The 15,100-nt window shown below is 48.4% G+C and carries 11 protein-coding genes; 5 read left to right on the top strand and 6 right to left on the bottom strand.

Annotated elements, in window-relative coordinates; genetic code table 11:
* Positions 1-70: 70 nt before the first annotated feature.
* The gene (locus tag NC997_RS16275) at positions 71-1,348 is read left to right on the top strand and encodes an acetylornithine/succinylornithine family transaminase (RefSeq protein WP_190526204.1); all 1,278 of its coding nucleotides are present in this window, start codon (positions 71-73) and stop codon (positions 1,346-1,348) included.
* A gap of 71 nt (positions 1,349-1,419) precedes the next feature.
* Here the strand turns inward: NC997_RS16275 and clpS are convergent, their stop codons facing one another.
* Entirely contained in the window at positions 1,420-1,782 is a 363-nt protein-coding gene (clpS, locus tag NC997_RS16270; RefSeq protein ID WP_190414456.1) for an ATP-dependent Clp protease adapter ClpS, read from the bottom strand.
* A gap of 176 nt (positions 1,783-1,958) precedes the next feature.
* On the bottom strand, positions 1,959-2,525 hold the full coding sequence (locus tag NC997_RS16265) for a hypothetical protein (protein WP_190414457.1): 567 nt from the start codon (positions 2,523-2,525) through the stop codon (positions 1,959-1,961).
* Positions 2,526-2,675: 150 nt separating this feature from the next.
* Between NC997_RS16265 and NC997_RS16260 the strand changes: the two genes are divergently transcribed.
* Positions 2,676-3,689 carry a hypothetical protein gene (locus tag NC997_RS16260; RefSeq protein WP_190414458.1) on the top strand — a complete coding sequence of 338 codons (1,014 nt, stop codon included), beginning with the start codon at positions 2,676-2,678 and terminating at the stop codon, positions 3,687-3,689.
* 52 nt (positions 3,690-3,741) lie between these two features.
* Here NC997_RS16260 and NC997_RS16255 read toward each other — a convergent pair whose 3' ends face one another.
* Positions 3,742-5,760 (bottom strand): FAD-dependent oxidoreductase, encoded by a 2,019-nt coding sequence (locus tag NC997_RS16255; protein ID WP_190526202.1) that lies wholly within the window; start codon positions 5,758-5,760, stop codon positions 3,742-3,744.
* A 787-nt stretch (positions 5,761-6,547) separates the two neighbouring features.
* On the opposite strand from NC997_RS16255, the gene NC997_RS16250 reads away from it, so the two are divergent.
* Positions 6,548-7,363: a DUF4142 domain-containing protein gene (locus tag NC997_RS16250; RefSeq protein WP_242031320.1), complete on the top strand. Its 816-nt coding sequence runs from the start codon at positions 6,548-6,550 to the stop codon at positions 7,361-7,363.
* Positions 7,364-7,576: 213 nt separating this feature from the next.
* Here the strand turns inward: NC997_RS16250 and lnt are convergent, their stop codons facing one another.
* From lnt to NC997_RS16235, 3 genes are all read right to left on the bottom strand, one after another.
* A complete protein-coding gene (gene lnt, locus NC997_RS16245; RefSeq protein ID WP_190526200.1) occupies positions 7,577-9,250 on the bottom strand; it encodes an apolipoprotein N-acyltransferase in 1,674 nt (557 codons plus the stop codon).
* 23 nt (positions 9,251-9,273) lie between these two features.
* On the bottom strand, positions 9,274-11,856 hold the full coding sequence (gene gyrA / locus NC997_RS16240; RefSeq protein WP_190433416.1) for a DNA gyrase subunit A: 2,583 nt from the start codon (positions 11,854-11,856) through the stop codon (positions 9,274-9,276).
* Positions 11,857-12,098: 242 nt separating this feature from the next.
* Positions 12,099-13,397 carry a chloride channel protein gene (locus NC997_RS16235; protein WP_347276083.1) on the bottom strand — a complete coding sequence of 433 codons (1,299 nt, stop codon included), beginning with the start codon at positions 13,395-13,397 and terminating at the stop codon, positions 12,099-12,101.
* Between the two features lie 295 nt (positions 13,398-13,692).
* Between NC997_RS16235 and NC997_RS16230 the strand changes: the two genes are divergently transcribed.
* Both NC997_RS16230 and NC997_RS16225 read left to right on the top strand, forming a co-directional pair.
* A complete protein-coding gene (locus NC997_RS16230; protein ID WP_190526198.1) occupies positions 13,693-13,911 on the top strand; it encodes a hypothetical protein in 219 nt (72 codons plus the stop codon).
* Between the two features lie 75 nt (positions 13,912-13,986).
* A complete protein-coding gene (locus NC997_RS16225; RefSeq protein WP_190526356.1) occupies positions 13,987-14,907 on the top strand; it encodes a histone deacetylase in 921 nt (306 codons plus the stop codon).
* Positions 14,908-15,100: the final 193 nt, after the last annotated feature.

Raw genomic sequence — 15,100 nt, 5'->3', positions numbered from 1 at the left:
TTTAAACAGAACTTTTTGAAAATTCCCTTTAAGATTGCCAAATAAGGATAAAAAATTTCAGGAGTAAGCAGTGAGTCTAGAAACTCTGGTTGAAAATTCCTCAATTCCGGCAGAGTCAGGCGTGTCCGTTCCGTATGACCCAGAAGGCTTTGACGCCTCGGTGATGAGTACCTACGGGCGCTATCCCCTAGCTTTAGAACGGGGTGCGGGTTGCCGCCTGTGGGATAGCGAGGGGCGCGAATATCTGGACTTTGTTGCCGGGATTGCCACTTGTACCCTCGGACACGCTCACCCAGCTTTGGTGGAAACCGTAACTCGCCAAATCCAGACGCTGCACCATGTCTCTAACTTGTATTACATCCCGGTACAAGGGGAATTGGCAAAATGGTTGATCGACCATTCCTGCGCGGATCGGGCGTTTTTCTGCAATTCCGGTGCTGAGGCGAATGAAGGGGCAATCAAACTGGCTCGGAAATATGCCCACACGGTCAAAGGGATCGAAAAGCCGATTATTTTGACGGCTCACGCCAGCTTCCACGGGCGCACGTTGGCGACGATTACCGCTACAGGTCAACCGAAGTACCAGAAAAATTTTGCCCCGTTGATGCCTGGTTTTTACTATGTGCCTTACAACGATATTGGGGCGATCAAGAATGCGATCGCTACCCTCGACGAAGGCGATCAAGGCGTCACCGCAATTATGCTGGAAGCCTTGCAGGGAGAAGGCGGTGTGCGTCCCGGCGATGTCAAATACTTCCAAGAATTGCGGAAAATCTGCGATGACAACGACATCTTGCTAATTTTAGATGAAGTGCAAGTTGGCATGGGTCGCAGCGGCAAGTTCTGGGGATACGAGAATTTGGGAATTGAGCCGGATATCTTCACGTCTGCCAAGGGATTAGGCGGTGGCATTCCCATCGGTGCAACCTTGTGCAAGAAACATTGTGATGTTTTTCAGCCGGGAGATCATGCTAGCACTTATGGCGGCAATCCTTTTGCCTGTGCGGCTGCGTTAACCGTCTGTCAGACGATAGAACGGGATAATATTCTGCAAAATGTACAAGATCGCGGCGAACAATTACGAGCTGGATTGAGTGCGATCGCATCTAAATATCCCGACCAAATTAGTGAAGTGCGTGGCTGGGGTTTAATCAGCGGCATGGAGTTGAAGGCAGAGATTGATTTAACTTCAGCCGATGTCGTTAAAGCAGCGATCGCCGACGGCTTATTGCTGGTGCCAGCAGGCCCGAAGGTGATTCGATTTGTGCCGCCGCTGATTGTCTCTGCCGAAGAGGTAGACCAAGCGCTGCAAGCCGTTGAACGGGCGATGGCAATCGTAACCGCGTAGGGAATCGGAAAGTTATGAGTTATGAGTGTTGAGTTTTGAATTAAGAATGCTAACTCACACTCATAACTTTTTTAAGCCGCCTCTAGAGGAGCCATTGTCAACCCAGCGCGGCTGAGTTGCTCGTGGTAAAGTTCTGCTTGCTCTTGGGGACCCACCCAAACAATCGCTTGACCTTCAAAGTGGATTTGATAGGTGTGTTCCCAAGCGAGATCGCTTGTCATGTCAGGGATATATTTCACCAAACACTCGTGAACGTGTTCAAAAGTATTGAAATCATCGTCTAACACGATCACTTTGTAATTAGGATATAACTTGCGGACAACTTGACTAGATCGTTCAGGAGTCTGAACAGGAGCTTGAATCGGTGCAGCGGCGGTCGGTAAAGTTATACCGGAGGCGATCGCGCCAACAGCGGCTGAAAGTCTCCTAGTCATAAGGCAGATTGCGAAAAGACCTTAACAAAATTAATTTACAAGTATTTTGCTCTATTTTAACAATCCTGAATCCCCGAAAGTAACAGGTTAAGTCAGAATCATCTTCGTTTCCTGTGACAACCAAGCAAAACCAGAGCGGGATTTGGTGCAAAGTTTTGGCAAAATGTCAACAAAACCTAGAAACCCTCTACCAGGAATTGTTCAAAGCGTTGTATAAATCCAACCGCCAGCTGTACCAAAGGCCATCCGACCAAACAAATTAACGCCGAATTGCGAGTGCTGATATCTAACCCTTGGCGGACTGCCACAATCACCGCTAGCAAACTCCAAACGGCTAGCACCCGCTCAAGTGGTTGTCCGAACAAAGGAATCAGCGTTAAGAAATTCAGCACTTGCGGAGCATAGGCAAAGCCAATCGGAATCATCAAATCCCTATAGGTAACGTGATTTGGTTTTCGCCACTCCCCAATCTTCCAAATGGTAAGCGTCCAGAAATAGTAGCCTCCCACAATGCTCATCCCATCAATCAGAAGCGCCAGCAGCATTACGGGCAGCGTTGCCAGGTTAATTAATAAAATAACAGCACTACCCAAAGCATGGGACAGTGCTGCTAAAATCACAATAGTTTGGGCAATTCGATAGGTTTTAGGCGTATTTCGAGCATTTTCATAAAAATTTCCATCTAAAGCAAGTGCATTCCAAAGGGTCGTGCCCAAGCTTACTTTTGATTCCTCGCTGCTCACGTTGAATCCTTACTACTCACGATTGATGACAACTTTGGATAGGATACTGCGTCAGGGATGCCCCAGGGAGCCAATCACCAAAAAAATTCACTTCCTGACCGAAATTAATTGACGTTAAGACAGTAACAGTAAGCAACTAGATATTCTTGAATGCTGCGATTGATTTGGCGGATACTTGTATGGCTTCGAGGGGGAACCTTGAAGCTGTTGCTCCTAGCGGTCTTTATACTCATAATCTGGGGTATTACTTCGCCAGTCGGGACTGTAGTATGGTGGCTGGAACAAGGAGCAGAAACTTTAGGTTTGAAGAAAAACCAAAGCTCGATCTTGCCACCCAACAATGACTCAAATCCTGATGCCAAATCCTCCCCAATCAATTGTTACATTGTGTTTTTGACAGGAGTAGGAGATTTTTCTGCCAATGAATTAACACCGGGGGAAGAAGTCTTTTTAGACCGGATTGTTGAGAGTCATCCTAACTGCGTAGCCGTAGGAGATGTTTTCCCATACTCAGCAGAGAACAAGGGTCTAGGAGGACAGCGGTTATTAAGTCCCGTATGGCACTTTGCGAATCGAAATGGTGGGATGGGAATCGCCAGCGTGCTGATCAAAATCCGCAATCTCTGGCGATTTGCGATTTCCGCCGATCCTCGCTATGGCTCTATTTATAATCAGGGGATTGCCAATGCCATCATCGAGCGGATGAATAGTGGGCAGCCCATTTCCCGTAAAGGGGGTCAACCGCTTGACATCATTCTCGTTGGAACGAGTGGTGGCGTACAAGTTGCCTTGGGTGCGGCTCCCTATCTTAACCAATGGCTAGATACAAAAATCACTATCGTCTCTGTGGGTGGGGTCTTTAATGGGAGGTCGGGCTTTCAGGCGGCTCGTTTCTATCACCTGCGAGGGAGTCGAGACTGGGTTGAGGATCTCGGCGGTATTGTCTTCCCCTCTCGGTGGCTGTGGAACGTGAGTTCCCAATTTAATCAAGCTCGTTTGCAAGGGCATTATTCAGCCCGGAGCAGTGGCTCCCACGCTCACGATGGCCCTGAAGGTTATTTTGGTCTAGAAGTTGCTAAGCCGGAGGACATGACTTATGTAGAGTTAACCCTCCAAGAGGTGAATAAACTTCCTATTTGGTCGCTAGAGAAGCCAGCAAAGTAGTCATTGCGAATCGGGAATGGCTAATTGGATAGCCATTCCCGATTCGCAAATATCATTTCCAATCTTCCCAATTCTGGTTGAAAATTGAGGTGTCTGGAAAGACAGTCGGATTGTTATTCTTATCCAATCGACGTTTCAGCGCTTCTAGTTGTGGTTCGGCGCGTGGCAGTTCATCCACTAGCTGATAAGGCGCGATCGCATTTTCTAAGGCAAAAGCGGCTGTTGTTCCAGCAGCAGCCCCCGCCGACCATTCAAAGGAATGCACTCGATAGGCAGCGGCGGCAATATGACTGGTCGCAATACTTTTCCCTGCCACGAGCATATTGTTGATTTTTTGGGGAATCATCGCTCTGAGAGGGATTTGGAACGGATAAGCTTGACCTGCACCCCGTCGTTCACCTTCCCGTTCGGTGTTTCCTGGAGCTTCTGCGGGGCTTTGGGTCATGCAAGGATGGAAGTCAATGGCATAGTGACCAATCCCCACAGCGTCGGGATAGATGGTGGAACGAGTGCGCCGCATGACTTGTTCCGGCGGCTTGGTGCCGCTCAGTACAGACGCTACTTCCAGTCCTGCAAGCGATGCCTGTAGTCTCCGATAGGTATCTGGTGACAATGTTTGACGGTAGTAGTCGTCTTTGTAGTTACGGCGAGAAATATCAATTTCCCAAATGCTAAAACCTTGAGGATAAGCCAAGGTGGGGCGTCCAATAATTCGCCGTCCTTCCCGCATATAAGGATACTTAGATAACCCATGCACCGTTCCCATTGGGGAATCTAACCCACTCAGGTAACGGTTATTGGGTTTCGCCTGCTTAACTCCTGGGCCAAGTTGAGAGTCGGTGGTTCCAGCAACCAGCCAGTGAAAATATCCCAGCGCGTTTTCCTCGCCTTTGCGGAGGGTTTCGGTTCGCAATCCTCCCATCCATTCTCCAGGCTGTAGCTGTCCAGCGGCTTGCAACTGGTCGCGAGTGTAAACTAAGTTATCTTCGGCGTTTCCGGGGCGGTAGTCGTTGCCCCAAGTCCAGTTCTGCATGGAGATGTCGCCGGGAGTGGGCCCCGTATAGGAAAGACCCCCGAATTTGGTTGTTTCTCCAGCTTTAGGACTCCAAATGCGTCGGTAGGTGAAGACTAGCCCAAAGTCCGCTAGTCGCTTTAATTCATAGCTGTAGTAGGGTTCATATTGAGAATAGAACGGTGGCGGGGTATGGGTTTGTGGTTGTTTGGTTGCCTCCATTGCAAAGGTGTAGGTAAAGCCTTGGGTGCAATAGCGATCGCCCTTTTCACTCGACGAAGATGGTTCCAGGTAAGAACGGGGGTCGATACCCAGCCGGTAAGGAACGTCAGCCAGGGCAATCAGTTCGCCGGTCTCTGAGGCGTCAACCACGTACCAATTTGGGGCTGCGGGTGCTGGCTTTTTCGCTGGCTGGGGTACAAAGCGCACAATGCTTTTTTCAAACTGAGGCGAGTTCTCGTAGCGATAAGAATCCTCAATCGTTTGCGATAGCGGCAAGGTGTTGAGAGGGGATGCGCCTTTAGCTGGGCGATGCTGGATAGCGATCGCACCTTGAATCAAATTGCCCGCTTGGTCGATGTTCAGTTCTTTGATTACCGTCGAGGGAAACCATTTCAGCTTGCCTCTGCCTCTTTTGGCAGCATCTTGCAATTGGTCGTACAGCAGTTTGTGAGCATCGCGGGGAAGAAAGCAGGATTCACTAACCCAACAATCGCCAGGATTGAGTTCTCCATATTTGCGATTGATTCGCTGTCGCAAGTCCAGGTAGCCGCGAGAATATAACAGCTTTTGCCGTTGGGTAGGGCGTTCATCCAGTGCGGAAGTTCCCTGTGCGGAAATTTGTCCTCCTACCCAGTCGGTAATTTCGGTGAGGCAAACGGTTCGCCCCGCCAATAAGCCTTCGTAGGCAGTCGCCGCACCGGAGAGTCCCCCTCCAACGACCAAGATTTCACACTCCACTGTTTGATCTGGGTTTCTGGGGGGTGCTGCCAAAGCAATTGGAGTGAATGATTCTAGCAATGTTAAGCCTAGAGTCAGGCTAAGGAGCGATCGCTTCATGTTTAGACGTTTCAGCTTCTACGTATATCTAGCTAGCTCTCCGACGCTACCACTCTCAAATTGTTCATTGCAAGCTTTTCTGGCGGCAGTCAGAACAAGCGATCGCTCTAGCCTATCCCGAAAAGGCGATAAATATTACTCTACTCGAATCCCCCTGTTGAATTAGATGGCGATTCAAGTCAGCATCTGCACTTTTCTATAGCTAGCAGTGCAGCAAATTCCCGCTATTGGTAGTGCTTCGGATTTTGATTGCAGTAGCGCTGCGAATAAATCCTAATTTCCTAAGGGATCGGTGAATAAGCCTCTACCTAATGAGATGTTTTTAGTTCTGAAAATCCCTTACTTTAGCCTAGTTTTTAATTTCATTATCCTGTATAAAACCGAACAGAAATAGATTAAATTCATTTTTATTCTAAAAAACAAATATCGATCGAGATTTAGTTGCAATTTAGAGCAAGCTAGAGATCGCATCTGATAGACACGGCGCTGTAATATGTTTTTTGGAATTTCCAGTGAAGCTACAAAGTAATCTTTAGCAGCAAGTACGGTTTTTAAGAATGAATTGATACGATTAGCTCTCTCGGTAAGCAAACATATCTAAAGAGAGAGGTAGTTGAAGAAAGATTAAGCAGTATTAGTAGATGTATACCTGCTCAGATGTAAATGATCGCTGAGTTGAGAAAAAAAATTTAGTGCATCAAGACTTTCCTGAATTTGTTAGCTCTTTTTTGGCTAACAAACCTACGGTCAGCCCTAGCAAACAAAAGTATTTCCTGGAGATTTAACCATGATGAAACGAACAACAGTAACTGCTGCCCTTGTAGCAGTTGGATTATTTACGTCTCTGGGCTTCTCAGCCGTAGCTCAGACCACCCGCCCCGTAACGCCATCAACCCGACCGGCAACGCCGTCAAACCGACAGGCAACGCCCTCACGCAACAGCCAGTTGACTGCCCTAGATAGGCAGTTTATTATGGACGCCGCCCACGGGGGAATGGCAGAAGTACAACTAGGGCAACTGGCGTTAGAAAAGTCAACCGACCCGAATGTAAAGCAGTTCGCGCAGCAGATGATTCAGGAGCACACACGGGCGAACCAAGAGCTGATGGAGTTAGCGGCTCAGAAGGGAGTCACGCCTCCAACCACTCCGGGGCCAAAGTATGAAGCGGCAATGATGCGGCTTCAGCAGTTGTCTGGAAAGAGCTTCGACCAAGCCTATATGATGGAGGGCGGGCTGAACGGTCACTTGGAAAGTGCCGCCGTGTACCAGCGTCAAGTTGGACTGGGACAAGATCCCGATTTAAAAGCGTTTGCTAACAAAATCTTGCCAAGGGTGCAGGGTCATTTAGAAATGGCTGCTTCGATGACAGGTGCCAAGGTGGCTGAGACAGACAATGCGATGCCTGGAATGCCTGGAATGTCTGGGATGCAGATGAACCGGGGGACGCAGATGAACCGGGGGATGCAGATGAACCAGGGGACGCAGACAACCCCGAATATGCAGATGAACCGGGGAATGCAGACAACTCCTGGGACGCAGATGAGTCCTGGAACACAGACGACCCCAATGCAGATGAACCGTGGGACGCAGATGAACCAGTAACATTGAACCAGTAACATCGGGCAATACTATAGAGCGATCGCATTTTCCTACGGGAGAGTGCGATCGCTCTTGTTTGTAGAGACGCGATTCATCGCGTCTCTACAAACAAGGTTATTTAATCTACCATCCCAAGATGGTTTTAACGGAGGGAGCGATCGCTATTCTTTATGACTACACTAAGCGAAAAATAAACGGGTAGCGGTAGGGTTGCCATCATCTTCCACGCTGATTATCTCGCCAGAAGATAGTGAAGAACCAAGCGATCGCTCCCAACACCAACAAAACGGGTGTTAACCAATCGCCCCAACGCACATATAAAGTCTGTGTTTGTCGTCGATAAATTGTGGCTACGTGTAGCTGGTAAGTATTCATTTTAGATATCCACAAAGTTCTCCCGTGAGGATCTATCACGCCAGAAAATCCAGTATTCGTAGCGCGGACAGCCCAGCGATCGCTTTCAATTGCCCGCATCAAATCTTGAGCGTGATGCTGCGCCATCATTGATGAGGTGTAATGAGCATCGTTAGACGCTGTGAGGATAAATTCCCCACCCGCAGCCGCCTGACGCCGGAAAAGTTCGGGAAAGGCGGAATCATAGCAAATACCCACAATTGCACGCCCAAAAGGTGTATCAAATATCTGATTTGTTTTGCCAGGAATTAGGTGAGCATCGAGAGGAGAAAGTTTGTCAATTAGTTTCCCTAAAACTTTTTCAAAGGGAATAAATTCCCCTAAAGGCACTAGCTTAGTCTTGTCGTAGCGGCTAAAAGTTTCACCAGTACCAATAATCGTATAAAGACTATTTGTATAATCATTTCCCGCTTCCCCAAAGGTTCCTATCCAAGCAACTACACCTTTATCCAAAATTGCTTGTAAGAAAGAATCTCGAATCCAACTGGGTTGCGTCCATTGGACGGGCAATGCTGTTTCTGGTATTAAAACAGCATCAACTCCCTCGTCCGCTAAAGTTTTGTAGCCGCTGGTATAGCCTTCGATTGCACGACGCCAGCCAATCGGATCGAATTTGAGTTTATTGGGAATATTTCCTTGAATAATTCCTACTTTTAATGCAGTTTGGGGAGGTTGAATCAAGGGACGGCTATACAGCCCAAATCCGATTAGATGTAACGCTACTAATAACCCAGTCGCAATGCTTAAATAACCTGGATGAAGAACGAACCGTGTTCCCGCTTTAGGCGCAGAGGAAATACTGGAAGAATCTATTTCTTCTTTATATCTTATGTGTTGTTTGCGGTTAATCCATGCTTCGGCAATTAAGCCATTAACAGCTACAATTGCTGCGGTTACTGTATTAGGGCCAGAGATTTGACCAAGGTGTAAAATGGCTAGATTGTGAGGACTTTGGGTATAAGAAAGGGAAGTCCACCATAGCGATCCAGAACCCCAAAGGCTTTCAAGTCCGCACCACAAAACAATGCCAATCAAAAGACGAAGCAAGGATGAAGATGTTTTGCTTGCTGGCTTGCAGAGGAAAGCCAGAACAGCCGCCCAAATTGCAACTAATCCGGCTCCCCAAAGGGTGATGAAAGTCCAACAGAAGAATGCGATCGCTAAACTTGCCAGCCAGGGAACCCCCAACCATGTCATCGGGTGAATCCCGGTAATCCAAGATAAAGCAACGCCGTGATAGCCAATCCCCCACGCTAAACCAATTAAAAAGGGAGAATTAAAACTTAAAAATGAAGAAGTTTCTCCTCCTTTCTTAAGTTTCAATTCTCCCTTTTTAACGATTAAAATCCACAGAGGAGTTAAGGCAATCCAAGCGAGAGGCCATGCTTGGATGGGAGCTGTTGTCACCCCCATCAAGATGCCACCTAGCAGAGAAATTAAAGATGCAGAATTAAAAATTAAAAGTAGTTTCTTCATTTTTAATTTTGCATTTTTAATGTTTAATTCTCTACTTCTTCCTCATCATCAGTCGAGTCAGTCGAGTCAGTCGAGGGGGGTACTAATGCAACAGCAGCGATCGCATCATCTTCATCTAGGCGTTGCACCCGGACTCCAGTTGCCATCCGGGATTGCAGGGAAATCGCATCGGTTGCTTGACGGATGATAATGCCTCGGTTCGTCACCATCATTAGCTCATCGCCTTCATTGATCACCCGCAATGCGGCGAGTCGATCCTTCGGCTTCCGGAACTTCGTCGCCACTAACCCCATCCCGGCGCGATTTTGCAGGCGGAATTGAGAAACCGGGATTCGCTTACCGTATCCACCCATTGTAATCGCTAACACCCACGGCCCTTGACCATTGGTGATAGGGGCGTCTTCACTGGTTGCTTCCAATGCTTCCGATGCTTCCGACTCCTCACTCTCGACGATCTTCGCAACCACCTGACTTGGCAAGATATCCATGCTGATCAGCTCATCCGCATTGCGGAGAGCCATTGCCCGAACGCCTCGCGTGGCGCGACCGAGGGGACGCAGTTGCTCGTGATTGGTTCTAAAGTGAATTGCCATTCCTTGCCGAGATCCAATGATGATGCTGTCATCGGCTCTCGCTCTTCGCACCCACCGCAACTGGTCGCCTTCTTCCAGGGAAATCGCAATCAAACCATTTGCCCGAATATTGCCGAAAGCAGACAGTTCTGTCTTTTTGATGTAACCACCCTTGGTCAGCATCACCAGATATTCATCGCTGGTAAACTCTGTAACCGGCACGATGGAGGTGATTTTCTCGTCTCGCGGGATGGGCAGCATTTGCACAATCGGGATACCCCGCGCCGTGCGAGACGAAGCTGGGATTTGGTACGCCTTGAGGCAGTAAACGACACCGCGATCGCTAAAAAATAGAACGCTATCGTGGTCGCAGCAGGTGAGGAAATGCTCAACGCCATCATCCTCTTTCATGCCAGTGCCTTTCTTCCCTCTCGTATTGCGGCTTTGCGCCTCGAAAGTGTTGACTGGCATCCGTTTGATATAACCCTGCTCTGTTAGCAGAATTAAGGCTTTTTCGTTGGCAATTAAATCGGTGTCATCAATCTCACCTTCCGCGTGTTCGATGGTGGTTCGTCGCGGTGTTGCGAAGGTGGTTTTGATTTGCGACACTTCATTTTCAATGATTTCCAGGATGCGACTTTTGTTCGCCAAAATATCCTGCAAATCGGCAATTTGCGCTTGTAACTCTTCGTGTTCTAAGCGAATTTTTTCAGCTTCCAGTGCTGTCAGGCGTCGCAACTGCATCTGCAAAATCGCATCCGCTTGCGACTCAGACAACCCGTAAGTTTCCATCATTTCCGCTTTGGCGGTTGGGGTGTCGGCGGCTCTGCGGATTAGCTCAATCATTGCATCCAGGTGCAACAGGGCAATCAGCAGCCCTTGCAGCATATGATCTCGTTCTTCTGCTTTCCGCAATTCGTAGCGGGTGCGACGGGTGATGCACTCAATCCGGAAATCTAGGAAAACGGTGAGGAATTTCTTGAGACTGAGTAACTGGGGTTCCCCATTTACCAGCGCCAGCATATTCGCCCCAAAGTTTGCTTGGATGGGCGTTTGCTTGTAGAGGTTATTCAGGACAACGCGGGGATAAGCGTCTCGCCGGAGTTCTACGACAATCCGCATTCCATCGCGATCGCTTTCATCCCGAATATCGGCAATTCCCTCCAGCCGCTTCTCATTCACCATTTCGGCAATTTTCTCAATCAGCGCCGCCTTATTCGTTTGGTAAGGCAACTGAGTGATAATGATTGCTTCCCGGTCAGGACGCCCCCGATGTTCAATGGTTTCTATCTGGGCAACGCCCCGCATTGTAATCGAGCCGCGCCCAGTCGTATAGGCTTCCTTAATCCCAGAAACTCCCAGAATTTGTCCGCCTGTCGGAAAGTCTGGGCCAGGAATATACTGCATCAACTCCAGGTCAGTAATTTCTGGATTGTGGATCAAGGCGATCAATCCAGAGATTAACTCTCCCAGATTATGTGGGGGAATGTTTGTTGCCATTCCCACGGCAATCCCCGAAGAACCATTGAGCAACATCTGGGGAATGCGTGCGGGTAATACCAGCGGTTCTTGCTGGGAACCATCGAAGTTATCCCCAAAGTCTACTGTTTCCGCTTCAATATCCTGGAGGAGAGCAACCCCTGTGAGGGCTTGCAAGCGGCATTCGGTGTATCGCATTGCCGCTGGTGGATCGTTGTCCACCGAGCCGAAGTTGCCGTGTCCGTTAATCAGCGGGTCGCGCATGGAAAAATCCTGCGCCATCCGCACTAGGGCGTCGTATACCGCTGTATCACCGTGAGGATGGTATTTACCCAGCACTTCCCCCACCACACGGGCACATTTGCGGAAAGGTCGATCGTGGGTAAGACCCAGCTCATTCATGGCGTAGAGAATCCGCCGGTGTACAGGTTTCAGACCATCCCTAGCGTCTGGGAGTGCCCTACCAACAATTACGCTCATCGCGTATTCCAGGTAAGACCGGGACATCTCGCTCCCTAAATCCGTGGGGATAATCCGCTCCGGGGAAGTGGTCATACTGTGAAAAAGCTCCAAAAGTATAGAAAAATGGCAGATAATATGCAAAGGCTTGCAATAAGTTCCGCCTTAATTCCAAATAATGACAAATTCTATTAAAATTCTATCACATTTTGGTCTTTATCAGTCATTATTTAAGGCTTAATTGCTGATGGAAGAATGGCGAATCGTTCGTGGTTAATAATGCGTTTTGCCACGAGTCACGAACAATCTTCAATTAGCAATCTTTTAACGGACTGTGGTTACTCTGCGATCGCTTCTTGGTTCGTTTTGAGTTGAGCCGTAATCAGAGGTGCTTTGGGAGCCAGAAAAAAGCCAATCAAACTGGCAAACAAGACAGGCGTTAACGGACTTATGTTCGTTAGTTTTGTCAACAGTAAAGTTGTACTTACGGGCGTCCGCGTTACCGATGCATTGAAAGCCGCCATGACGCAAATCATGGCAAGGGCAGGATTCAATCCTGGAATCAATAGGGCGATCGCTTTGCCGATACAAGCACCCGTGAAAAAGATTGGGATGATAAAACCACCCCGCCAACCACCCGTGACTGTGATGGAAATTGCCACCATTTTGGCAATCGCGAGCGTTAGCAAGAAAGCGATTGAAAAATCACGATCGAGGACTTCTGCTAACTCTTCGTGTCCAAAATAACGGGTGAGAGGCAAAAGAGTCGCTAAAATGCCCAATCCTAACCCTGCAAAAGTCGTCCGTACATAAATGGGGCCGGGAATTCGAGCTAAAAGGCGATCGCATCCTCGAAAAATGCTCATGAACAGCCATCCGGCTACGGCTCCAATCACTCCGTACAGGATCGCCATCGCAAAATCATCAATGTTGTCGAGAGTGTACTGAGGAAAATGCCAAGTTGGGGCAATCCCTAGTTTGGTAATTGCCGCAAAAACTAGATAACTCGCGCAACTCGCCACAATTGCTGGCAGAATTGCTTCGTAATACTCCAAAACGTGTTGATGATGCAAAATCTCTAAGGCGAACATGGCACCGCCCAGAGGTGCGCCAAATAAAGCAGTGAAGCCCGCCGCCATCGCCGCCAAACTCATCGATCGCAGGTCTTCTCCCTGCAAATTCAAGCGGTCAGCGACCCAAGTTCCCAAGGAGCCAGTGACTTGTACCAGCGGTGCTTCTGGGCCAGCACTGCCCCCAGCCGAGATGCTCAATAGGGACGCCAGAATCATCGAGGGATTTTTGGTCGCATCCAGGCGTCCGCCGCGAAAGTGGATATTATCAACAAGTACGGCAATTTCACCGGGATTCCCTAGAAAATAAATCACCAAGCCGATTAGCAACCCGGCAAGTGGCATCACCAGCAGTAGAGTCGGCCCTTCAACCCGGTTAAGGATGTGAATCAAGAACTCCAGAACGTTCCAGTACAACCCAGCGAATAAGCCACAAGCAGTACCGAGAACCGTCCAGCGTAAGACCCAGCGTGAAATCATCAGAGGATTTCGCTTTGCCAAGCCAAAAAGTTGAGGAAATCTCCAGCGTTGAGTGCGATCGGGGGGGTTGGGCTTTTTTGGTGACACTGCTATTTCCTCGCTATTGCAGGTAAAAGAGTTTTCTCCTCCGCCCAGACTCCGCAATCGGGCGTAAAAGTTATACTTTTTTATTCATAAATTGAATCATAAGATACAAAATTTTGAGGTTAGTTATGAACAACTTATCTACGCGATAAGTTTCTGTTGGATGATCCAGGAGAAGCGAGAGAGGACGGATAAGGCAGACGGCATTTTAAAATTTAAGCCTCAAGACAGTGTATGTCTCCCCACGGAGGAGTTTAAGCTGAGTCACGGACAGTTAAACCTATTTGGGTAAATATATATGAGCGCTGAACAAGTTTCTCAAGATGAAGAGATGAACGAACAAGAAGAAGCACTAGACCCAGAAGTGAAAGAAGCGATCGCTAAGATCAAACAGCCTCCGTCAATCAACGAAACTCTGTTGAATGTAGAGCCAGGTGAACTGAAGAATAACCCGGCGGTGGCACCTCAAATGTACAACGAAGGTGAAGATTTGAGGGATGATTTGAAACGGGATTAAGCAAGGTGCAGATAATGCCAGAAAGCATTGATGCTGCCTATGATTGATCCTGGTGTTGCCAACCTTTCTCGGACTATGCTGCCTGTAATCTACTCAGATGAGTTTCTCGATCACGACACGGGTCGATCCCACCCAGAACGACCCGCACGCCTGACGGCAATTGTGAACGCTTTAAAAGCTGCGCCTTGGGCAGCTCAAATTGAATGGCAGCTGCCAACGCCAGTAGAGAACCGTGCGATCGCGCCGATTTTACAACAAGTCCACACTCAACAACACATTGAGAAAGTCCGGCAGATTGCCCAGAATGGTGGCGGATATTTGGATGGTGGCGATACCCTCGTTTCCCCTCGGAGTTACGATGTGGCAATGCTTGCAGCCAGCGCGTGGCTGGATGGGGTAGATCGCGTCCTCGCTACCAATAACCCAGCTTTTGTGCTGGCACGTCCTCCCGGACACCATGCAGAACGCAATTATGGCATGGGGTTTTGCTTATTTTCCAATGCAGCGATCGCAGCCTACTATGCCCTCGAACAACCCAGCATCAATCGCGTTGCTATCCTCGACTGGGATGTTCATCACGGCAACGGCACGCAAAATATTGTAGAAACCCACCCCCAAATTGCCTACTGTTCCTTGCACCAATCTCCTTGCTATCCCGGCACCGGACAAGCTTCCGAACGCGGTATCCACAACAATGTGCTGAATTTCCCCATGTTTCCTGGCAGCACAATCACTGAATACCAACCGCTTTTTGAGCAGAAGATTGTACCCTTTTTAACCAATTTTCAGCCAGATTTGCTGATAGTCAGTGCTGGTTATGACGCGAATGCAGATGACCCATTAGCTAGTATTAACCTGCAACCGCAAGATTATGGGTTATTAACCGATTATTGTCTGCAAGTAACTCGTCGCATTGTTTTTGGTCTTGAGGGCGGTTATGACCTCTCATCATTAGCGAAATCTGTTCTATCAACGATTGAGCGATGTTTAGTATAGGCTTTTGGCGCTCAGTTTTTGCCGCTTAAAATAGGGCTGAGGGTTGAGGACTGAGGACTGAGTAACTAATCGTTTAAAGCACCATTATTTAGCGATCAAGAAAAAAGAGTTGTTTCTATTCTGGCGCAGCCCAAAGAAATTCTCGTGTGATTATTTCCAGTCTCAATGGCGTTAAGGAAATATACTTAGTCCT

The organism is Trichocoleus sp. DQ-A2 (genome assembly GCF_039961915.1).
GTDB lineage: Bacteria > Cyanobacteriota > Cyanobacteriia > Cyanobacteriales > FACHB-T130 > FACHB-T130.
This window is presented reverse-complemented; position numbering and strand designations above follow the sequence as displayed.